This window comes from Micromonospora sp. NPDC048871, assembly GCF_043198155.1.
Lineage (GTDB): Bacteria > Actinomycetota > Actinomycetes > Mycobacteriales > Micromonosporaceae > Micromonospora.
Genome location: NZ_JBICUM010000001.1, coordinates 877,089 through 899,558, shown reverse-complemented (window position 1 = coordinate 899,558; position 22,470 = coordinate 877,089). Strand labels below are relative to the sequence as shown.

Below are 22,470 nucleotides of genomic sequence, written 5' to 3'. Positions count from 1 at the left end.
ACCGACAGGTACGTTGTGACCATCTCGTGATACGTGGGACGCCCAATGTCACATCGAAGGTGATAAGACCTCGATTAGGTTGACCGAGTTCGACCCTCCCAGTTGGATTCCTCCAACAGCAGCTCAGGGGCCTGCGGCTGCCGGGGAGCCAACTCCACCTGAGCCGGTGTGGACAGCTCCTGGTCAGAAACTCCCAGCTCAGCCAGCTTGCGGGCGCTGACCAGCACCCGGGCCTCCAGCGACCCCACCGCCCGGTTGTAGGCGGTCACCGCGCCGCCGAGTGAGCTGCCGAGTTTGGCTACATGATCGCCTAGGGTGGAAAGTCGACCATAGAGTTCCCGGGCCAGGGAATGCACCGCTACCGCGTTGCGGGCCAACTGCTCCTGCCGCCAGGACCAGGCCACCGTACGCAGCATTGCTACCAGAGTGGCCGGGGTGGCCAGCACCACGTTGCGGGTGAAGGCGTGCTCCAGAAGGGTCGGATCGCGTTGCAGGGCGACATCGAGGAACGTGTCGGCTGGCACGAACAGCACCACGAACTCCGGGGTCGACTCGAAGGCCGTCCAATACGACTTCGCCGCCAGCGCGTCCACATGGGCCCGCAGATGCCGGGCGTGGGCATCGAGCTGGGTGTCACGACTGCGCTCGTCGCGAGCCTCCATCGCGGTCAGGTACGCGTCGAAGGGGGCCTTGGCGTCCACCACCACTGTCCGGCCGCCGTGCAGCCGGACCACCAGATCGGGGCGTACGGTCTGCTGGTCGGTGGCGGCCGTGACCTGCTCGGAGAAGTCGCAGTGCTCCAACATGCCGGCCGCCTCGACGATCCGACGCAGTTGGTGCTCGCCCCACCGGCCGCGTACCTGCGGGGCCCGCAGCGCCGCGACCAGCTGTTTGGTCTCGGTGCGCAGCTCGCCGGAGACGCTGCTCATCGCCCTGACCTGCTCACGCAGTTCGGCGTACGCGTCCACCCGGTCACGTTCCAGTTCGGCCACCCGCTGCTCGTAGCGGCGCAGGGTGTCGTGCAGGGGTGCCACCGCGCGGGCGACCGCCTCCTGGGACTGGGCCGTCGCCTCGTAGCTCAGCGCCCGCATCGACTGCTCCAGCCGCCCCTCGCCCTCCCGGGTGGCCCGCAGGGTGGCGTCCAACCGGGCGATCTCGGTGGCCGCCCGGGACCGGGCCGCGAACCAGCCCACCGCGCCGCCCGCGCCGAGACAGACGACGACCACCGCCAGGGTCGCTAGCTCCATCCTCACGAGCTTGCCAAAGGTGTGCCGACGGTGCCGCGCTGGGGCCGGAAATGCCGATGGGCCGGGCACAAGGCCCGGCCCATCGCCGGTCACCGCGTCAGAGCGACGCGGTGACCGGGTCGGCTCACCTCAGGTGGTGAGCCAGGCCGAGGGTGGCGCCGCCGCGCTCGTACGAGACGAGCAGCGAGGAGCCGGCCGGCAGAGCACCGTTGAGGGGCAGGACCAGGGTGCGGTCCCTGTTCAGCGAGACCTCGGTCTGCGCCACGACCCGCTCACCGTCCCAGATGAAGACCCGGGCGATGCCGGACTTCTTGACCTTCAACTGCACCGAGACCTTCGAGGAGGACTTGGTGACCTTCTTGATCTTGACGATCTTGTCGTCAAGAGCCGCGTAGCCACCCGGCGCCACCCCGTCCGAGGCGGACTGGAGGATGGTCTGCGGCGACTTGACGCTCTGCGCCGCGGTGTCGGGCATGATCGGCGCCTTCGGCGCCGCCGGCCGCGCCGGCAGGCCCGGCAGGGTGGCGACACCCCAGCGCCACGCGTCGGCCCGCACGCCGCTCCAGGTCGACCAGCCGATCCGGGTCTGCGTGGACAGGTCCTGCGTGTCCGAGTCGTTGACCAGGATGTTCATGCCCATGTTGTTCGGGTCGATGGTGTCCGGCAGCACGCTGAACGGAACCTTGACCTCGATCTGGTACCCGGTGCCGGTGAGAACCGAGGCGACCTCGAGACCCGGTGCGGTCTCCGGGCCACCCTGGTGGTTGTCCCGCTCCCGGGCGAAGCACGGCGGGTTGCCGTTGGCCGGGTCGTTGGTGGCCGGGAAGAGCGCCACGTTGAACACCGTGGAGGTGTTCGCCGAGTTGCCCCGCGGGTCGATACCGAACTCGACGGCGTCGGCACGACGCGGGCGCTTGCAGTCCTCCGGCAGCAGGAACCGGCCGAGCACGTCATCGGTGATGTTGAAGATGGCGTACAGGGCGTCGTCGGTGTGGGTGATCTGGGCGGTGCCGGAGATGTCCGCCGCCGTGGTGGCGGTACCCTCCCAGCGCGTCGAGATGTCGATGACCTCGCCGGTGTACTCGTGGGAGTGGCCGTGGCCGTCGACGGCCGGCGCGGTGGTGGCCTTCGGGATCACCGTGGTCGGCACCAGGTTGAAGGCACCCGGCTCGGTGGCGCTGCCACCGTTGTAGGTGGTCTCGATCTGGAGCCGGTACGCACCGTTGTCCGGCGCCCGGTTGGCGGTCGGCAGCGTGGCGTCGGTGTTGGTCACCGTGAAGGTCACCGAGCTACGGGCACCGGGCTGGAGCCCGCTGTACGGCAGCTGCTGCGGGTTCGCCGAGAAACCGGCCGGCAGGTTCAGCCGGACGGTGCCGGACTGGACGGTGTCGCTGTGGTTGGCCAGGTCCACCCGGACGCTGCGGCTCTTGCCGCTCGGGATGTTGAGCAGCGACTCGATGAGGGCGTCGAGCTGCTTGACCTTCTTCTGCTCGGTCCACGCCCGGAAGTCCGCGATCTCCTCCAGCGGCTCGAGGGTGCCCCGAACCGGAGCGGTCGCCTGCACCCGTCCACTGCTGGTGCCGCTACCATCCTTGCTGCTGGTCATCGTCGCTTCGATCTTGAAGCGGGTACCCACCGGAAGCTGCGCGGGCGGGGTGACCGTGAAGCTCTTCACGACCTCCTTGCCCTTCTTGAGCGTGCCGACGTTGCCGTTGCCGCTGACCCGCCAGCCGGCCGGAACCTGCAGCGCGACCTTGGCGCCCTTGATGTCCTGGGTGGCGTAGAGGACGGTGTCGACCTTGATGGACTTGCCGGCGAGCACCTCCCACTTCTCCGGACGCACGTGGATCTCGGTGCCGAGCGGCAGGCCACCCGGCGCACGGAGGGTGGCGCCCTGGAGCGCACCGGTGCCGGCGCCCACGTTCGGGTCCGGGTACGGGGTGCGGGAGTCGATCAGGGTCAGCCGGTTGCAGCCGATGTTGTCCGGGTTGGTCGTCGGGAAGGAGCTGTTGCCCCAGCCCTGCGACACGTACTCCCGGCGGGCCCAGGTCGTGACCGTGTTCCACCGGTTGCCGTCGTGGCGCGCCGACTCGTAACCCTGCCAGGTGCCGAAGATGACGTTGCTGGCCTCAGTCGGCGTGAAGCTGGTCTCGCAGGACGGACCCAGGTTGCCGGAGCCGCTGCCGCCGGTCTGGAAGATCCGGGAGACCCGCCAGGGCTCCAGGCCCTCCTTGGTGATCTGCTCCGGGAACTTCTTCGGGTCGGCCGCCGCGTAGAAGGCGTCCACGGCCAGCATCGCGGCTTCCTGGTGGTTACCGTGGTTGCCCTGGGTGGCCGAGGGGTTCATCGTCAGGATGACCTCGGGCCTGGTGGTCCGCAGCACCCGCACGATGCGGGACAGCGTCTCGTCGTAACCCCAGACCTCGGCGGTCAGCGGAGCGCTGGCGGTGTACCAGAAGTCGAGGGCGTCGAGGTTGTAGATGTGCTCGATGCCGGCGTAGGCGACCGCCTTGCGCTCCTCGGCCTCCCGGAGGATACCGAGATCCGGGCCCTCCTCGAAGCCGGTGGCGTTACCGCCACCCTCGCCACGGGTGGTGGTGATGACGCCGGCCTTCATGCCGTGATACTCGTTCCAGTATCCCAGCATGCCGAGTTGACCGGCCTCGTCGTCGGGGTGCGCGCCGATGAACATGATGTCCAGGTCGACGGGCTTGTCGGACTTGGACGGGCCCTTCGGCTGGCTCTTCGAAGGTGAGGGGTGCTTGGGCGACGAGCCCTTGGGGTGAGCCTGAACCGGAGCGGCCAGGCCCAGCGTGAGCAGACTGCACATGGCGATCGTCGCCGTGGTGCGCCATCTCATGGGCATACCTCTTCGCGTAAGGGAGCGCGTGCTGCGTCTGGGACGGATGCAGGGCCGGCCGAGGCCCCCTGACACGTGACTCATGCCGGGCCCTGATGGCGGACAGCTGTCCACTGGAGACCGGTGCGGTCTCCGTAGGTGATGGTGCTGTTGTCGGGGGTGGGGGTTGTGCGCACACACCGTCACGGCGTGAGCGGTGCGACGGTGGCGGGGGTAGCTCCACCGGAAGGCCTTCGGGCCGTAACGCTAGGAATCTTGCGCTCCGATAGTCAAGGGTCCGTCAGTACTTTCTTCCTTTTCCGAAGAAACGATGTGCCTGTTCAGGGGGCACCGACCATCGGTGTGGCTAGAGCAATAGTTACCTTCGCCCCAGTTTGGGTGATCAACTTCTCCCCGGGGGTCCGATGTGCGCCTTCGGGGGTGGCCGGACCGGTGGAGATAGCTTGTCGATCTATCGTTTTGCCTGGTCGGAGCTGAGATCATCTCGTTACTTGACGGTCCACTTTTTTCTCAGTAGGAATTAATCGTGTCCGACAGAGCAGCAGCGACCAGCCCGGTCAGCCGTGAGCGGTCCCGAGAGATCAAGCGCCTCTCGGTGATCCTGGCCGCCCGGCAGGCGCGGCTGTTGTCCCGAGTGGACCTGGCGGAGATGACCGGCCTGCCGGCGGCCACGGTGACCGCGCTCGTGCGGGAGCTCATCGCCGAGGGCTACCTCATCGAGCGGGGACCCGGCACCCCCACCACCGGGCGACCTCGGGAGATGCTGGAGTTCAACCCGCGTGCCGAGCTCGTCGCCGCGGTCTCGCTGGAACCACCCCGGATCAGTTGCGAGATCGCCGACAGCGAAGGGGCGCTCATCGCGCACCGCACCGCACGGTTCGGTGGCGACGTGGTCGAGACCGTCTGCGACTTCGTCCTGGACCTGGTCGGCGACAACCTGCCCTCACTGCGCGGGGTGGCGATCGCGGTGCCGGGGGTCTCCACCAACGGTGCCGTACGCCTGGCCCCCTCCGTCGGGCTGGTCGAGGCGTGGCCGATCGGAGAGTCCGTCCAGCAGCGACTCAAAGTGCCCGTAGTCGTCGACAACGACGTCAACCTCATGGCCGCCGGTGAATGCGTGGCCGGTGCTGGAGCCGATGTCGCCAACCTGCTGCTGATCCATGTCGCCGACGGCATCGGCGCCGGGCTGGTGCTCGACGGCAAGGTTCGCCGGGGTGCCAGCGGAGCCGCCGGCGAGGTGGGTTTCCTGCCGGTGGACGCCGCGCCGGTGCGCAGCTACAGCGGCGTCGGTGAGTTCGAGGCCCGCTGGTCGGTCAACGCCATCGCCGAGCGGTTGGTCGCGCTGAACCCGGGGCGACGACCGGAGTCGCCGGTACGGGAACTGATCGAACTCGCCGCCACCTCGAAGCCCGCCCGCGAGTACCTGGACGAGGTGCTCGACGCCTGGGCGCGGCTCATCCTCTCCTGCGTCTGCGTGATCGACCCCGGGCTGGTGCTGCTCAGCGGCGCCGCCGCGGAGCTCGACGACGCCGCGCTGGAGCAGATCCAGAGTCTTCTCGCCGCCAAGACCCCCGCACCCACCGAGGTGCGTCGAGCCACCCTCGGTGACCAGGCCGTACTGCACGGAGCGATCAGCTACGCGCTGTCGGCCGCGGTCCCCCTGCCCTCTCTGCCCTGACCAGAACACCACCCTTCGAGAAACCACCACCCCGACCCTGCTAGAGCCACCACCGCCGTACCCACCACCCCGACCCCCGTTACACCACCACCCCTGAGCACCGACACTCGTCCGCCCTTGCCGCCCCCGCCCCGGGGTGACAGCCGGCAGCGGCGGTGCGTCACGACGTGTCCCGCTCCGGTCCCGTCCGCATCCCTCATCCGCCCGAACCACCCCGTTTTCGGCGGAGTCCGATTTACAGCTGTCTATCGGAAACTTCCCATAGATTCCCCCGTCAAGTGGAGGTACCAATGAGACGTCCTCTGGCCATGGCCATCGCGATCGGCGCGATGCTGGCTGTCACCGCCGGTTGCGGTAGCAGCGACAACAACGAGGGCGAGGCCGGCGCGTCCGGTGCCCCGTCGGCCGAGAAGCTCGTCATCTACAGCGCCCGCGACAAGTCGGTCACCGACTTCGTCGTCGAGCAGTTCACGACCAAGAACCCTGAGTACAAGGGCAAGGTCGAGGTGCTCAACATGGGCGCCCAGGAGGTGCTGGAGCGGGTCCGGGCCGAGAAGGCCAACCCGCAGGCCTCCGTCTGGTGGGGTGGCACCCAGCAGGGTCTGTCCGCCGGTGCCGCGGAGGATCTGCTGGCGCCGTGGCAGCCCACCTTCGCCGCCAAGATGGACGAGCGGTACAAGGACGCGCAGGGCCGCTGGTTCGGCGAGATCCTGCTGCCCGAGGTCATCATGTACAACAACAAGGCGCTGACCCCGCAGACCGCGCCGCAGGACTGGGACGACCTGATCGACCCGAAGTGGAAAGACAAGATCATCATCCGGGACGTGGCCGCCTCCGGCACCATGCGCTCGATCTACGCCTCGATGATCCAGCGGCTCTCGCCGGACGGCTCCAACCCGCAGCCGGGCTACGACTGGCTGCTCAAGCTCGACACCAACACCGTCGAGTACGCCGCCAACCCGGCCGACCTCTACCTGAAGATGTCGCGTGAGCAGGGCGTGGTGAGCGCCTGGAACCTCCAGGACATCCTGCTCCAGGCCAACGAGGGCATGCCGTTCGGCTACATCATGCCGACCGCCGGCGCTCCGGTGCTGGTCGACGGCGTGGCCGCGATCAAGGGCGGCAACACCGCCGGTGCGCAGAAGTTCCTGGAGTTCCTCTTCGACGACTCGCTGCGGGCCACCCTCGCCAAGGACTACTTCCAGATCCCCGCGGTGGAGATCGCCGAGAAGCCGGAGTGGCTGGCTCAGCTCGACCTCCGGCCGATGAACGTCGACTGGGACGTGATCGGTCAGAAGGAGACCGAGTGGATCACGCACTGGAACGCGGAGATCAAGGACAAGGGCTGAGTTGATCGGGGTCCGGGTCGTGCCCCCCCGGCACGACCCGGCTCCGTCCTGGAAGGACCCAGAAATGATCGATGTCCGGCTGACTGCCGTCAGCAAGCGCTTCGACAAGTCGAGCGATAGCGCGGCGGTCGACGATGTCACCGTCACCATCGGCGCCGGCGAGTTCTTCACTCTGCTCGGACCCAGTGGCTGCGGCAAGACGACGACCCTGCGCATGGTGGCGGGCTTCTATTTTCCGACCTCCGGGCAGATCCACTTCGGTGACGACGACGTCACGCACTTGTCGCCGAACAAGCGGGACGCCGGCATGGTGTTCCAGAACTACGCGCTCTTTCCGCACATGACGGTGGCGCAGAATGTCGCGTACGGGCTCAGGGTGCGCCGGGTCTCCCGGACCGAGCGGGACCGCAGGGTCTCCGAGGCCCTGGCCCAGGTGCACCTCTCCGGGTACGGTGCCCGGCGCATCGACGCCCTCTCCGGCGGCCAGCAGCAGCGGGTCGCCCTGGCCCGGGCCCTGGTCATCCGGCCCCGCACCCTGCTGCTCGACGAGCCGCTGTCCAACCTGGACGCCAAGCTGCGCGAGGAGACCCGCACCGAGATCCGGCGCATCCAGCGGGAGAGCGGCAACACCGCCATCTACGTCACCCACGACCAGGCCGAGGCGATGGCCATGTCGGACCGGATCGCCGTCATGCAGTCCGGCAAGGTCCAGCAGGTCGGCTCCCCGCAGGAGATCTACTACCGGCCCGCCAACGCCTTCGTGGCCCGCTTCATCGGGCGCAGCAACGTGCTGAGCCTGCCGGTGGTCGGTGCCGCTGAGAACCGGGTCGAGGTACGCCTGCCCAACGGCACGACCATCGAGGTCGGCGCCGCCACGGGACACGGTCTCACCGAGGGTGACACCGCCCTGGTGTCGGTCCGTCCCGAGCACATCACCCTCGCGAGTGGGGAGGACGAGTCCGCCCTGCGGGGTCGGGTCACCCATGTCGAGTTCACCGGAATGGCCACCAACCTGACCGTGGACGCCGAGGGTACCGAGGTGATGGCGGCCGTCGTCGACGCGCCGTCGAGCATCAACGTCGGTGACCTGGTGGGCCTGCGGCTGGTCCGGGAACGGCTCTGGGTGGTCAAGCCGTGACCGCTCTGCCCGAAACCGCCCCGCCCCGGCTGGCCTGGCTGCGCCAGCGTCTGGCCGGCGGCACCAACTCGCAGTGGTTCCCGTACCTGCTCGTGCTGCCGCTGGTCCTGGTGCTCTACGGCTATGTCGTGCACCCGATGTTCGCCACCTTCTCGGAGAGCGTCAGCGAGAACGGCACCCGCAACTACCTCCAGTTCTTCACCTCCTCCGGGGTGGCCCGGGAGTCGCTGTTCACCTCCCTGTTCATCTCGGCGGCCAGCGTGCTGCTCTGCGGCATCGTCGGCGTGACGATGGCCTTCCTGCTCAAGCGGTTCAGCTTCCGGGGTCGCCGCCTCATCGAGGCGATCATCCTGGTGCCGGCCGCCCTGCCGCCGCTGATCGGCGCGGTCTCCTTCCAGCTGCTCTACAGCAACATCGGCATCCTGCCCCGAGGGCTGCAGGCCCTCTTCGGCACCGAACGGCCGATCCTGGCCTTCGACGGGATCGCCGGGGTGCTGGTGGTGCACACCTTCACCATGTACCCCTTCTTCTACCTGGCCGCCGCCGCCGCGCTGGCCGGGATGGACCCCTCCGTCGAGGAGGCGGCCTACAACCTCGGTGCCGGGCGGGTACGGGTCTGGCGTACCGTCCTGCTGCCGATGCTCACCCCCGCGATGGTCTCGGCCTCCCTGCTGGTCTTCATGACCTCGCTGGCCTCGTACACCGCGCCTCTGCTGTTCAACGTCAGTCAGACCATGACGATGCAGATCTACATCAACCGCACCAACGGCGACCTGCCGATGGCCTCGGCGTACGCCTCCGTGCTGGGCATCGTCTCGATCATCTTCCTGCTGGCGATGCGGTGGTACGAGGGTCGGCGCAGCTACCAGTCGCAGTCGAAGGGCATCTCGGCGAACCGCCGGGAGCTGAACAACCCGATCGGCCGGTGGCTGGCCCCGATCGCCTCGGTGCTGGCCACGATGGTGCTGCTCGCCCCGGTGGCCACGATCGCCCTGGTGGCCTTCTCGGAGAACCGGACCTGGACCACCCAGGTGTTGCCGGAGACGTACACCCTGGACAACTTCGTCACCATCTTCTCCGACCCCAAGGCGTTCGAGCCGATCCTCAACTCGCTGCAGATGAGCCTGCTCGCCGCCGTCGGTTGTGTGGTGATCGGTGTGCTCGTCGCGTACGCCGTGCGGCGCCTGAAGTTCTTCGGCCGTGGGCTGCTCGACGTGGCGGTCATGATCGCCTGGGCCCTGCCCGGAACGGTCGTGGCGATCAACCTGATCTCGGCCTTCAGCACCGGCAACGCCTTCAGCTTCGGGCAGGTGCTGATCGGCACCTTCTGGATCCTGCCGCTGGCCTACTTCGTGCGGTTCCTGCCGATCGTGTTCCGGTCCAGCTCCGCCGCCCTGGCGCTGATCGACCCCTCGCTGGAGGAGGCCGCCCGTAACCTCGGCGCCTCCTGGCTGCGGGCCTTCTACACCATCACCGTACGGCTGATGCTGCCCGGCGTGCTCGCCGGTGCCCTGCTGGCCTTCGTGCACGGTGTCGGCGAGTTCGTCGCCTCGGTGCTGATCTACACCTCCTCGACCGTGCCGATCTCGGTGGCGATCAACAACCGGATGTACTCGTTCGAACTCGGCACCGCCGCGGCCTACGGCATGCTCCAGGTGGCGCTGATCTTCGTGGTGATGTGGTTCTCCGGCCGGCTGGAGAGCAGCCGCACCGCCACCCGGAGGGCCGAGCAGTGGACGAACTGATCGAACGGTGGAAGGCCGAGGGCGGACTGCTGCCGATCACCCGGGTACCCGGCCACGCGTTGGCCGCGGTGGCCGAGGCGGCTGACCTGGCGGTGCTGCCGGTGGGGGCCGTCGAGTGGCACGGTCCGCACCTGCCCCTCGGCACCGACCTGCTGCTCGCCGAGGGGTTCGCCGGGGAACTGGCCACCGGCACCGCCCGGGCGGTGCTCTTTCCGGCCGCACCGTACGCCGCCTGTCCCGGCCAGACCCGTCCCTGGCCGGGCACGGTGGCCCTGCGGCCGGAGATCGCCGTGGGCTATCTCAGCGACGTGCTGGCCGGCATCGTGGAGTCGGGTTTCCCCCGGCTGCTCGTGGTCAACGGTCACGACGCCAACCTCTCCACCGTCCGCGCCGCGATGGAGTGGGTCTCCGGCCGACACCTGGCCAGCCTGCTGCTGGTCAACTGGTTCCAGTTGGTCGGCCCGGAGGAGACCGGCGAGATCTTCGGGGACCTGCCGGCCCGGGGACACGGCGGAGCGTACGAGAGTTCGGCCGTGCTCGCCTTCGATCCGGAGGCGGTGCACCTGGCCGCCACCGGGGACCTACCGCCGAAGCCGAAGCTGCCCACCCCCTACCCGTACGTCCTCATCGAGTCGCGGCCCGACCCCTGGCAGGGCTGGTCGGGGCATGTCTCGCTGGCCACCGAGGCGGCCGGGCAACGCATCCGGCACCTGGCCGGGGCGCGGCTGCGTGAGGTGATCGAGGCGTGGCTGGCGGCACCGTTACCCAGCCCGCCCGGGACGGACCAGCCCGACTGGTCCGACCGACCGGCCTGGTCCGACCGACCCGACGGGACCGGACGGTCGGACCAGGCCCTCGGATGACCAACATGCCGGCTGCGCAGGACGACGGACCACTTGGGAGGCCACGATGACCCCGTCACTGACCACGTATCAACAGCACCACCTTCGCGTCGTGTTCGAGCATCACGTCGCCAACCTGTACCCGGCCATGGTCAAGGCCAGCCAGGCGCACGTCGTCATGCTCGCCGAGCAGGGGCTGATCCCCGCCGACTCCGCCGCGATGATGCTGCGTGGCCTGCTGGTGCTCGCCAAGGACCGGCCCGGCGACCTCGACTACGACGGCAGCGTGGAGGACGTCTACTACACGCTGGAGAAGCGCCTTGCCGCCGCCTGCGGGGTGGAACCCGCCCAGCTCAGCGTGCAACTGGCCCGTAGCCGCAACGACCTCGACGCCGGGGTGTTCCGGATGGTGCTGCGCGACCAGCTGCTCCAGGTGCTCGACGCGGTGCTGACCACCGGCCGGACCGTGCTGGACCGGGCCGACCGGCACGCCGATGTGGTGATCACCGGCTACACCCACCGTCGCCCGGCCCAGCCGACCAGCATCGGGCACGTCTTCGCCGGCTACGCCGAGGCGCTGGCCGGTGAGGGGGTCGCCTACGCCGACCTGCTGGACGAGATGAACCGCTCGCCCCTGGGTTCCTGTGCCTTCGCCGGCACCGACCTGGACATCTCGCCCCGCCGGCTGGCGGACCTGCTCGGCTTCGAGCAGCTCATCGTCAACTCCTACGAGGCGGTGGCCGGGGCGGACCACCTGGTCCGGGTGGCCACCCTCAACGCGCAGTCACTGGCCACCGGGGCCCGGCTGGCCCGTACCCTGATGGACTGGCTGACCTGGGGCTGGGTGGTCACCCCCGGCTCATTCACCCAGGGCAGCAGCATCATGCCGCAGAAGCGCAACCCGGTCGTACTGGAACACCTGGTCTCGATGGCCGGTGCCGCCGCGGCCGACGCCGCCAGCGTGCTCAACAACGTCGGTGCGGCCTGGTGGGAGGACTCCAACAACGCCACCACGGACGTGCAGGCCCGGCTCTGGGACAGCGACGACCGGGCGTACCGCTTCTTCTCCCTGCTCGGCGGGCTGATCGCGGAGCTCGATCCGCTGCGTCCGCCGACCAGCGAGGAGATCGTCGCCGCGGGTGCCACCACGACGGCCGCCGCCGACGCGCTGGCCCGCCACGGCGTACCGTTCCGGGGCGCCCACTCCCTGCTGGGTCGACTGGTACGCGCCGGTGCGCCAGCCACCTGGACCGTCGAGGAGGTCCGGGCGGCGGCGGTCGATCTGGGGCTGGCCGACCAGCTCGGCGAGGCCGCGATCGAGGATCTGCTGGCCGCCGCCGTACGCCCGGAATTCGTGCTGCGACGGGCCCAGGCGGACGGCCCCGGGGAAACCGCGGTACGTCAACAGGTGGCGCAGCTGCGCTCCATCATGGACGATGTGGCGGCCCGGGTGGACACCCTGCGGGACCGGCTGCACCGGGCCGATGCCGCGCTCGCCGAGGCGGTCGCCGCGAGGGTGAGCCCGTGACCGGGCAGCACCGGCAGCACGGTGCGACAGCGGCGGTGCTGCCGCCGCGAGCGCAGAAGTACCTGGACCGACGGCCCGAAGGGCGATCTGACAACACCATGGAACAACCGGCAAACCCGCGACTGCTCGGTATCGATTTCGGCGGCACGAAGATGGCGATCGGCGTGGGCGACGTCAACGGTCGGCTGCTCGTCTCCGAGCGACTGCCGACCAACGCCGAGCAGGGTGCGCGGCAGGCCCTCACCCGGGCCCTCGACCGGGCCCGGGAACTCGCCGACGGGACCGGTGGCACCCTGGTGGCAGCCGGCATCGCCTCCCCCGGGGTGGTCCACGACCACTCCATCGAACTGGCCCCGAACGTCCCCGGGTGGGAGCAGCTGCGGCTGGCCGACGAGGTCCGGGCCCATCTGGGGGTGGCCTCCGTACGGGTGGCCAACGACCTCAACGCCGCCGCCTACGCCGAGCTGCGCCTGGGCGCCCTGCGGGGGGTCGATCCGGGTCTGGTGATAGGGCTGGGGACCGGGGTGGCCGCAGCGGTGACGGTCGGCGGCCAGGTGGTCGCCGGGCACCACGGCGCGGCCGGTGAGATCGCCTACGGCCTGACGGATCACAGCTGGCCCCCGAACCTGGAGCCGATGCTGGAGAGCACCTTCTCCGGTCGGGCCCTGGACGAGTTGGCGCAGCGCCTGGGACTGACCGGCCAGGCCGCCGCCCTCTGCGCCGCCGCGGTGCAACCCGGCCGCTTCCGGGACGAGCTGCGCCAGCGGGTCGACGAACTGGCCCGGCACCTGGTCACCTGCTGTCTGCTGCTGGACCCGCACCGGATCGTGCTGGTCGGCAGCGTCGCCGGCAACGAGGTGGTCCGGGAGCTGCTCATCGCGCGCCTCAGCCACGCCCTGCCGTACCAGCCGGAGATCGTCCTGTCGGCCTTCGCCCAGGACGCCGCCCTACTCGGCTCCCTGGCCATGGCCGTAGAAGCCCTCCCCGCCACCGTCTAACCCCACCCCCCACCCCCCCCACCCCCCCACCCCCACCCCCACAGAGCCCCGTTGATCATGAGGTTGACGGCACGTTGGAGATCAACGAGTGCCGCCAACCTCATGATCAACGCTGAAGGGGCGGGGGTGGGGGTGGGTGGGTGGGTGGGGGTCAGCCGGTGTTGCGCATGCCGGCGGCTATGCCGTTTACGGTGGTCAGGAGGGCGCGTTCCAGGGCGGTGCCGTCGTTGGGGGCTCGGCGGCCACCGGGGGCGGTGATCACCGCGCGGCCGGCGGCACCGGAGTCGCGGTACTGCCGGAGCAGGGCCACCTGGAGGTGGTGCAGGGGCTCCAGGTAGGTGTCCCGCACCGCCAGGGTGCGTTGCAGCACGGGGGAGTTCTCCAGCAGGTCCGGTGAGTCGGTGACGGCCAGCACCTCGCGCCGGGTCAGCTCGTACTCCTGCTCGATCTTGTCGAAGATCGGGTGCAGCTTCTTCGGGACCAGGGTCTCCACGTACCGCCGGGCGATGCCCAGGTCGGTCTTGGTCAGCATCATCTCCACGTTCGACAGGAAGGTGCGGAAGAAGTGCCAGTTGCGGTGCATCTCGGCGAGCACCTCGGAGAGCCCGGCCTCCCGGGCGGCGGCCAGGCCGGAGCCCACCCCGAACCAGCCGGGCACGATCTGCCGGGTCTGGGTCCAGCCGAACACCCACGGGATGGCCCGTAGCCCGGCGAGCCCGGCCCCGGTGTTCGGCCGCTTGGCCGGCCGGGAGCCGATGTTCAACGCACCGAGCAACTCTGTGGGGGTGGAGGCCCAGAAGTACGCCGGCAGATCCGGATCCTCCACCAGGGACCGGTAGGACCGGTAGGCGGACTCGGAGACCACATCCATCGTGGCGTCCCAGCGCTCCAGCATCTCGGCCGGCTGCCGGGGCGCGGTGTGCAGCAGGGTGGCCTGGAGCACGGCGGCCACGGTCAGTTCCAGGTTCTCCCGGGCCAGGGCCGGCAGGGTGTACTTGTCGGAGATGACCTCGCCCTGCTCGGTCACCTTGATCGCGCCGTCCAGGGTGCCGTACGGCTGGGCCAGGATCGCGTCGTGGGTGGGCCCCCCGCCGCGTCCCACCGTGCCGCCCCGGCCGTGGAACAGCCGCAGGTGCACCCCGTGCCGGGCGGCCACGTCCCGCAGGGCCCGCTGGGCCCGGTGGATGGACCACTGGCTGGTGGTGATGCCGGCCTCCTTGTTGGAGTCGGAGTAGCCCAGCATCACCTCCTGCACATCTCCCCGGGCCGCCACCAGGGCCCGGTACGCCGGCAGGGACAACAACTCGTCCAGCAGTTCACCACCGGCGTTCAGCTCGGTGGGGGTCTCCAGCAGCGGCACGATGCCGATCCGGGCCCGGCCGCTGTGCACGTCGATCAGCCCGGCCTCCCGGGCCAGCACCACCGCGGCCAGTACGTCGTCCACCCCCAGGGTCATCGAGATGATGTACGACTCGATGACCTCGCTGCCGAACCGGTCCTGGGCCTCCCGGATGGTGCCGAACACGTCGAAGGTCTTGCGGGCCGACTCGGACAGGGGGGTGTCCGCGGCGGACAGGGGTCGACGGCCGGTCAGCTCGTCGGCGAGCAGCTTGGTGCGCTCCAACCGGGTCAACGAGGGGTAGTCGTCCACCTCGCCGACGGCGGCGTACAACTGGGCCAGCACCTCGTGGTGCTTCTCGGCGTGCTCCCGTACGTCCATGGTCGCCAGGTGCAGGCCGAAGGCGGAGACCGTACGGATGGTCGAGGCCAGCCGTCCGACGGCGGTTAGCTGGCCGGAGTTGCGGGCCAGGGAGGCGCGCAGCAGCTCCAGGTCGGCGATCAGCTCGGCCGAGCCCCGGTAGTCCCGCCCCGGTACGTGGGGGGTGCCCAGGCGCAGCCGGGCCCGGGTGTTGGCCAGCTTGGCGCGTACGCAGCGGGCCTTGAGGCGGTACGGCTCCTCGGCGTTGACCCGGCGGAACCGGGGGGCCACCTCGGGCAGGGCGTCCAGGTCGGCGGCGAGGCTGGCGGACAGGTCCAGCGACACCCCGCGCAGTCGGCGGGACACCGACACTTCGCTGATCAGTTCTTCCATCGCCGCCTCGGTGGCGGTCAGCCCGTGCTCGTGCTGGATGGCCAGCACCTCCCGGGTGACCGTCGGGGTGACGAAGGGGTTGCCGTCGCGGTCGCCGCCGATCCAGGTGCCGAAGGTCAGCGGGCGGGCCGTCGGTGAGGTCTCCACCCCCAGGGTGCGCAGGGTCTCGGCGAGGTCGTCGAGCACCTGCGGGGCGGCCTCGGCGTACAGGTCCCGCAGGTAGTAGATGGCGTTGCGGGCCTCGTCGGTCGGGTCGGGCCGGTCCAGCCGCAGCTCGTCGGTCTGCCACATCAGGTCGAGCAGTTCGGCCAGACGGCGGTTGGCCGGGCCCTCGTCGCTGGCGCCGTAGAGGATCGCGTTGGCGGTCTCGGTGTCCAACTCGTCGGCGATGGCGCGCAGCTTCGACAGGATCGAACGGCGGGCCGCCTCGGTCGGGTGGGCGGTGAAGACCGGGCGGATCGCCAACCGGCGGGCCACTGCGGCGATCTCCTCCGCCGGTACCCCCCGCTCGGAGATCATCTTGGCTGCCTGGTCCAGCCAACCACCGTGCATCGCCCGGCGTCGCCGCAGGTCACGGGCCCGATGCACCTGCTCGGTGATGTTGGCCAGGTGGAAGTAGGTGGAGAAGGCACGGGCCAGCTTGGTGCCCGTGGTGACGTCGAGCCCACCGAGGCGGCGGGCGGCGGCCGGGGCGTCCGTACGGACCTGGGCGCGGATCTCCTCCACCAGGTCGAGCAGGGGCCGACCCTCCTGGCGGGCCAGGGTCTGTCCGAGCAGGGTGCCCAGCCTGCGGATGTCGGCGCGAAGGGCGGCGTCGGGGCCGTCGTGATCGTGCTGGTCGGTCACCATGCGCTCCTCACGTTGGTGCGAAGGACAGCGCTGTCCGACTTCCCCCGATCGTATCCGCGAACGACCGGATGAAAGGAGGGGACCCTTGTTATCGCTTTCTGTATAGGAAGGGCCCCTCCTTAACGTCACGGACTGTCGATCGGCGGATACCAGTGCTGGTCGGGACGGTGATATCGCCCCGAGCAGCGCCGGGGTGCGGGCCGCCGAAACCGGGCTGCGGTGATCAATACCACGCCGTACCGTCGGGGAGTGTTGATCTACCCACCCAAGCCCCGGCCCGGCGACCGCGTCGCGGTGGTCTCGCCCTCGGCCGGTCTGCCGGCCCTCTTCCCCCACGTACACGAGTTGGGGCTGCGTCGGCTGCGCGAGGACTTCGGCCTGGAGCCGGTCGAGTACCCGACCACCCGGGTCATGGGCGCCGACCCGCGTGCCCGGGCCCGCGACCTGACCGCCGCCTTCGCCGACCCGAGCATCACCGCCGTCCTGGCCACCGTCGGCGGCGACGACCTGATCACCGTCACCCCGCACCTGGACGACGAGGTGCTGCGGGCCAACCCCAAGCCCTACTTCGGATACTCGGACAACACCAACCTGCTGAACCACCTGCACCGGCTGGGGGTGGTTAGCTACCACGGCGGGTCGGTGCTGGTGCACCTCGGGCGGCCCGGCGCCCTGCACCCGCTCACCGCCGACTCGCTGCGGGCGGCCCTGTTCCGCTCCGACTGGTACGACCTGTCCCCGGCCCCGCAGTGGGGCGACGAGCCGAGCGACTGGAGCGATCCCGACTGCCTGGCAAAGGAGCCGGTGATGTTCCCCGGCACCGGTTGGCACTGGCAGGGCCCGGCGAAGGTGGTCGAGGGGCCCACCTGGGGCGGCAACCTGGAGATACTGCACTGGCTGCTCGCCGCCGACCGGGTCGCCCCGACGGAGTCGCTGCACGGCTCGGTCTTCCTGATGGAGACCTCCGAGGAGTTGCCGTCGGCCGTCGAGGTCTACCGGATGCTGCGCAACCTGGGCGAGCGAGGCCTGCTGGCCGGCTTCCCCGCCGCCCTGGTCGGTCGCGCCAAGGCGTGGGAGTTCGGCCGCCGGCTCACCCCACCCGAGAAGACGACGTACGCCCAGCAGCAGCGCGCCGCGGTCAGCCGGGCCTTCGCCGAGTACGCCCCGGAGGCGGTGCTGGTCTTCGACGTGGACTTCGGCCACACCGACCCCCAGTTGATCATCCCCTACGGTGGCCAGGTACGCGTCGACCCCCTGGCCCGCCGCATCTCCGTCCGCTACTAACCCACCCCACCCCCCACACCCCCGTTGATCATGAGGTTGGCGGCGATCTCGATCTATAAAACTGCCGCCAACCTCATGATCAACGCGGCGGGAGGGGGAGGGGGTGGGGGTGGGGGTGGGGGTGAGGTGGGTGCCGTTAGGTGAGGCGGCAGCGGTTGGCGCTGAAGTGGGCGACGGCGGCGAGGATCTCCGCCTCGGACTTGTCGGCGAAGTTGAGGGTGGCAACCAGGCCGGAACCGTGCAGGGCGCTCATTGCCGCACTGTCCAGCGCCGTGTAGAAGCCTGCCTTCGGCAGTATCCGGGGATCGTAGGGCTTGACCACGAGCATCTTCTCGAAGGTCCAGCGGCGGCGGGAGATCTGCGCGATGGCCTCCCAGGGCAACCAGACAGCCTGGCCACGGGTGGGTCGGGTGCGGATCCACAGCCCGGCCGGGCCCAGCGCCAGCACCGGGGCACGCCCGAGCAACCACAACTGGATCCCGATCGGGACGGCGCTCAGCGCGAGCAGGCAGCCCACCAGGCCCAGGATGCTCAAAGCGGCGTTCTCGCGCAGGTCGGGGTCGGCGGAATCCAGGATGCCGAGGCTGGCGCAGGTGGCGAGCGGGGCGACGAGCAGCGGCGTGATGCCGCCGAAGAGCAGCCCTCGCTTGACGAGGTTGGGGCGTACGACGAAGGGCTGGTCCTGCGGAATGCGGGCGACCATGGGCGCTTGTGGTGGGGGAGGACCCGAGGGCTGGCCGTGGTACGGCGCATGGTGTGGGGGCACGGCGGGGGGTTGGCCGCCGTACGGCGGGGGTGGGGGTGGGTAGCCGGGTGGCGGATCGGTCACGGTTCTCCGGTCTCCGGTGGATACGGGCGTCGGGAGGGAAGGTGTCGTCCGCGGGGGACCTGCACTGCGACCGGGGTGTGGGTCGCGGTCGGCGAAAACGCCCGTAACGTCGAACTGCGTACCACATCCCCGTCCAGCGGGGGCAGCCGATCACAGAGCGGTGGCAGCGTCAAGGCCGGTCGGCGGGTGCGGGGTGAACCTGAGCACGGCAACAGCCGTGGACGGCGGTGGATCGTCGGCCCGGAGCGATAGTGTCGACCGGTATGACCCCCCGTCCGGCCGGACGCGGGGTGCTCGTCGTGTCCCCGCCTCGGAAGTGATCATGACTGCGCTCACCGGACTGTTCGCCGCAGCCCTCGCCGACCCCGGTCTGGCCCGGGTTCGTGACCTGGCGCGCTCCGGTGCGGCCCAGGTCGACGGTCTCGACCTGACCGCCCCGCCGGCCCTGCGCCCGTTCGCGGTGGCCGCCGTCGCGGCCGACCCCACCACCGCAGCCGACAAACCGGGCGGCGGCGCGGGGCGGCCGGTGCTGGCGGTGACGGCGACCAGTCGGGAGGCCGAGGACCTGGTCGCCGCGCTGGGCAGCCTGCTGCCGGCCGAGCAGGTGGCGATCTTCCCTAGCTGGGAGACCCTGCCGCACGAGCGGCTCTCCCCCCGCTCGGACACGGTGGGTCGGCGGCTGGCGGTGCTGCGCCGGCTGGCCCATCCGGACTCCACGGACGCGCACGGGCGTACCGGGCCGTTGCGGGTGGTCGTGGCCCCGGTGCGGTCCCTGCTGCAACCGCAGCTCAAGGGGCTCGGTGACCTGGAGCCGGTGCGGCTGTCCGCCGGGGACGAGGCCGACCTGGAGCAGGTCGCCCGCCGGTTGACCGACATGGCGTACGCCCGGGTCGACCTGGTCACCAAGCGGGGTGAGTTCGCCGTACGCGGCGGCATTCTGGACGTCTTCCCGCCCACGGACGAGCACCCCTGTCGGGTCGAGTTCTGGGGCGACGAGGTGGAGGAGATCCGCACCTTCGCGGTCGCCGACCAGCGCACCATCGAGCAGGTTCCCCAGCTCTGGGCACCGCCCTGTCGGGAACTGCTGCTCACCCCGGCGGTACGGGAGCGGGCCGCCGCCCTGGCCGGGCAGCATCCGGAACTGGCCGAGATCCTGGACAAGCTGGCCGGCGGGGTACCGGTGGAGGGGATGGAGTCCCTGGCCCCGGCGCTGATCGGCGCGAACTCCATGGAGCTGCTGCTGGACTGCATGCCCGCCGGCACCCACGTACTGCTCTGCGACCCGGAGCGGATCCGCACCCGCGCCCACGACCTGGTGCGTACCTCGGATGAGTTCCTGGCGGCCAGTTGGGCCGCCGCCGCCGTCGGGGGCCAGGCCCCGATCGACCTGGGCGCCGCCGCCTTCCGGACCCTGGCCGAGGTACGCGCACACGCCGCCACCCTGCGCCAGCCCTGGTGGACCCTGTCCCCCTTCGGGCTGGCCGAGCCGGGTGCGGCGCAACGGCAGCCCTGGGAGGACGAACCGGCCACCGTAGAGGTCACCCCGGACGACGCGATCGCGGTGACCCTGGCCGCCCAGCCGGCGCCCCTCTACCACGGGGAGACCGCCCGGGTGGTCGACGACCTCAAGCGGTGGGCCGGCGAGGGCTGGTCGATCGCGCTGGTCTTCGAGGGGCACGGTCCCGCCCAGCGGGCGGTGCAGGTGCTGCGCGACGGTGGCCTGGGGGCCAGGATGACCGAGCAGGTGCCGGCGGCCCCCACCGCCGGTGAACTGCTGGTCACCTGCGGCAGCCTGACCGGTGGTTTCGTCGACGAGGCGGCCCGGTTCGTGCTGCTGACCGGCAACGACGTCACCGGTGGACGGGGTGCCTCCACCCGGGACATGCGCAAGATGCCGAGCCGTCGGCGCAACACCATCGACCCGTTGGAGCTGCGCGCCGGTGACCATGTGGTGCACGAGCAGCACGGCATCGGCCGGTACGTGGAGTTGGTGCAGCGTACGGTCAACGGGGCCTCCCGGGAGTACCTCGTCATCGAGTACGCCCCGAGCAAGCGCGGCCAGCCGGGCGACCGTCTCTTCGTCCCCACCGACCAGCTCGACCAGCTCAGCCGGTACGTCGGCGGTGAGCAGCCCACCCTGCACAAGATGGGCGGCTCGGACTGGCAGAAGTCCAAGGCCCGGGCCCGCAAGGCGGTCAAGGAGATCGCCGCCCAGCTGATTCAGCTCTACGCCGCCCGCAAGGCCTCCAAGGGCCACAACTTCGGGCCGGACACCCCCTGGCAGCGGGAGTTGGAGGACGCCTTCCCCTGGCAGGAGACCCCCGACCAGCTGGCCGCGATCGAAGAGGTCAAGCGGGACATGGAGCAGAGCGTCCCGATGGACCGGCTGATCTGCGGCGACGTCGGCTACGGCAAGACCGAGATCGCGGTACGCGCGGCCTTCAAGGCGGTGCAGGACGGCAAGCAGGTCGCCGTGCTGGTGCCGACCACCCTGCTGGTGCAGCAGCACTACAACACCTTCGCGGAGCGGATGAGCCAGTTCCCGGTGACCATCCGGCAGCTGTCCCGGTTCCAGACCCCGAAGGAGGCCGAGCAGACCCTGGAGATGGTGGCCAACGGCACGGCCGACATCGTCATCGGCACCCACCGGCTGCTGGCGGCCGCCACCCGGTTCAAGTCGCTGGGGCTGGTGATCGTCGACGAGGAACAGCGTTTCGGGGTGGAGCACAAGGAACACCTGAAGTCGATGCGGGCCGCGGTGGACGTGCTGAGCATGTCGGCCACCCCGATCCCGCGAACCCTGGAGATGGCGATCACCGGCATCCGGGAGATGTCCACCATCGCCACCCCGCCGGAGGAGCGGCACCCGGTGCTCACCGCCGTCGGGGCGTACGACGACCGGCAGGTGGCCGCCGCGATCCACCGTGAGCTGCTCCGCGACGGCCAGGTCTTCTACCTGCACAACCGGGTGGAGTCGATCGAGCGGACCGCCCGCAAGCTGCGGGAACTGGTGCCCGAGGCCCGGGTGGCGGTGGCGCATGGCCAGATGGGCGAGGAGGCCCTGGAGAAGGTCATGGTCGGCTTCTGGGAGAAGGAGTTCGACGTGCTGGTCTGCACCACGATCGTGGAGTCCGGCATCGACATCCCGAACGCCAACACACTCATCGTGGAGCGGGCCGACCTGCTGGGCCTGGCCCAGCTGCACCAGATCCGGGGCCGGGTTGGCCGGGGCCGGGAGCGGGCGTACGCGTACTTCCTCTACCCGCCGGACAAGCCGCTGACCGAACACGCCCACGAGCGGCTGGCCACCATCGCCCAGCACACCGAGTTGGGTGCCGGCATGTACGTGGCGATGAAGGACCTGGAGATCCGGGGGGCCGGCAACCTGCTCGGCGGCGAGCAGTCCGGCCACATCGAGGGCGTCGGGTTCGACCTGTACGTGCGGATGGTCGGTGAGGCGGTGTCCGCCTTCAAGGGCGAGCAGCCCGAGGAGGAGACCGACGTCAAGATCGACCTGCCGGTGGACGCCCACCTGCCGCACGACTACGTCGGTGTGGAGCGGCTGCGTCTGGAGATGTACCGCAAGCTCGCCGAGGCCCGGGACGAGGAGCGGCTGCGCGAGGTGGCCGCCGAGATGACCGACCGGTACGGCGAGCCGCCCGCCCCGGTGCAGAACCTGATCGCGGTGGCGCGGTTCCGGCTGCTGGCCCGCCGCTACGGCCTGACCGACGTCAGTGTGCAGGGCAAGCACCTGCGGTTCAGTCCGCTGCCGCTGCCGGATTCCAAGCAGTTGCGGCTCAAGCGCTACCACCCCGACTCGGTCTACAAGTCCGCGTTGGACCAGGTCAGCGTCCCGCGTCCGACCACCCGCCGGATCGGCGGGGAGCCCCTGCGCGACCAAGCCCTGCTGGACTGGTGCGCCCAGTTGCTCTCCGACGTCCTCGGGGCCCCCACCCCCACCCCCGCCCAACCGGCCACCGCCGCCGCCCGCTGATGCACCTGGCGAGGCTGCGGCGGAACCCTCCCAGCCA

General features: G+C 70.2%; 13 protein-coding genes. 9 read left to right on the top strand and 4 right to left on the bottom strand.

Annotated elements, in window-relative coordinates; genetic code table 11:
* Positions 1 to 74 precede the first annotated feature (74 nt).
* Positions 75 to 1,247: a DNA recombination protein RmuC gene (locus ACGFIK_RS04240; protein ID WP_327022721.1), complete on the bottom strand. Its 1,173-nt coding sequence runs from the start codon at positions 1,245 to 1,247 to the stop codon at positions 75 to 77.
* 124 nt (positions 1,248 to 1,371) lie between these two features.
* Positions 1,372 to 4,107: a sugar-binding protein gene (locus tag ACGFIK_RS04235; RefSeq protein ID WP_327022720.1), complete on the bottom strand. Its 2,736-nt coding sequence runs from the start codon at positions 4,105 to 4,107 to the stop codon at positions 1,372 to 1,374.
* A gap of 526 nt (positions 4,108 to 4,633) precedes the next feature.
* Between ACGFIK_RS04235 and ACGFIK_RS04230 the strand changes: the two genes are divergently transcribed.
* From ACGFIK_RS04230 to ACGFIK_RS04200, 7 genes are all read left to right on the top strand, one after another.
* A complete protein-coding gene (locus ACGFIK_RS04230) occupies positions 4,634 to 5,785 on the top strand; it encodes an ROK family transcriptional regulator (protein WP_327022719.1) in 1,152 nt (383 codons plus the stop codon).
* Between the two features lie 290 nt (positions 5,786 to 6,075).
* The gene (locus ACGFIK_RS04225) at positions 6,076 to 7,134 is read left to right on the top strand and encodes an extracellular solute-binding protein (RefSeq protein ID WP_327022718.1); all 1,059 of its coding nucleotides are present in this window, start codon (positions 6,076 to 6,078) and stop codon (positions 7,132 to 7,134) included.
* Between the two features lie 64 nt (positions 7,135 to 7,198).
* A complete protein-coding gene (locus ACGFIK_RS04220; RefSeq protein ID WP_327022717.1) occupies positions 7,199 to 8,272 on the top strand; it encodes an ABC transporter ATP-binding protein in 1,074 nt (357 codons plus the stop codon).
* Positions 8,269 to 10,017: an iron ABC transporter permease gene (locus tag ACGFIK_RS04215; protein WP_327022716.1), complete on the top strand. Its 1,749-nt coding sequence runs from the start codon at positions 8,269 to 8,271 to the stop codon at positions 10,015 to 10,017. Before ACGFIK_RS04220 ends, ACGFIK_RS04215 begins: the two co-directional genes overlap by 4 nt.
* The gene (locus ACGFIK_RS04210) at positions 10,005 to 10,880 is read left to right on the top strand and encodes a creatininase family protein (RefSeq protein ID WP_327022715.1); all 876 of its coding nucleotides are present in this window, start codon (positions 10,005 to 10,007) and stop codon (positions 10,878 to 10,880) included. Before ACGFIK_RS04215 ends, ACGFIK_RS04210 begins: the two co-directional genes overlap by 13 nt.
* 91 nt (positions 10,881 to 10,971) lie before the next feature.
* The gene (locus tag ACGFIK_RS04205) at positions 10,972 to 12,387 is read left to right on the top strand and encodes a lyase family protein (protein ID WP_327022714.1); all 1,416 of its coding nucleotides are present in this window, start codon (positions 10,972 to 10,974) and stop codon (positions 12,385 to 12,387) included.
* Entirely contained in the window at positions 12,384 to 13,385 is a 1,002-nt protein-coding gene (locus tag ACGFIK_RS04200; RefSeq protein ID WP_327022713.1) for an ROK family protein, read from the top strand. Before ACGFIK_RS04205 ends, ACGFIK_RS04200 begins: the two co-directional genes overlap by 4 nt.
* Before the next feature lie 151 nt (positions 13,386 to 13,536).
* Here ACGFIK_RS04200 and ppc read toward each other — a convergent pair whose 3' ends face one another.
* Entirely contained in the window at positions 13,537 to 16,323 is a 2,787-nt protein-coding gene (ppc, locus tag ACGFIK_RS04195) for a phosphoenolpyruvate carboxylase (RefSeq protein WP_327022712.1), read from the bottom strand.
* A 252-nt stretch (positions 16,324 to 16,575) separates the two neighbouring features.
* Between ppc and ACGFIK_RS04190 the strand changes: the two genes are divergently transcribed.
* Entirely contained in the window at positions 16,576 to 17,610 is a 1,035-nt protein-coding gene (locus ACGFIK_RS04190; protein ID WP_327022711.1) for a S66 peptidase family protein, read from the top strand.
* A 136-nt stretch (positions 17,611 to 17,746) separates the two neighbouring features.
* On the opposite strand, the gene ACGFIK_RS04185 is transcribed toward ACGFIK_RS04190, so the two are convergent.
* The gene (locus ACGFIK_RS04185; protein WP_327022710.1) at positions 17,747 to 18,439 is read right to left on the bottom strand and encodes a hypothetical protein; all 693 of its coding nucleotides are present in this window, start codon (positions 18,437 to 18,439) and stop codon (positions 17,747 to 17,749) included.
* Positions 18,440 to 18,761: 322 nt separating this feature from the next.
* Here ACGFIK_RS04185 and mfd point away from each other — a divergent pair, with 322 nt between their 5' ends.
* Positions 18,762 to 22,433: a transcription-repair coupling factor gene (gene mfd, locus ACGFIK_RS04180; protein WP_327022709.1), complete on the top strand. Its 3,672-nt coding sequence runs from the start codon at positions 18,762 to 18,764 to the stop codon at positions 22,431 to 22,433.
* Positions 22,434 to 22,470 lie beyond the last annotated feature (37 nt).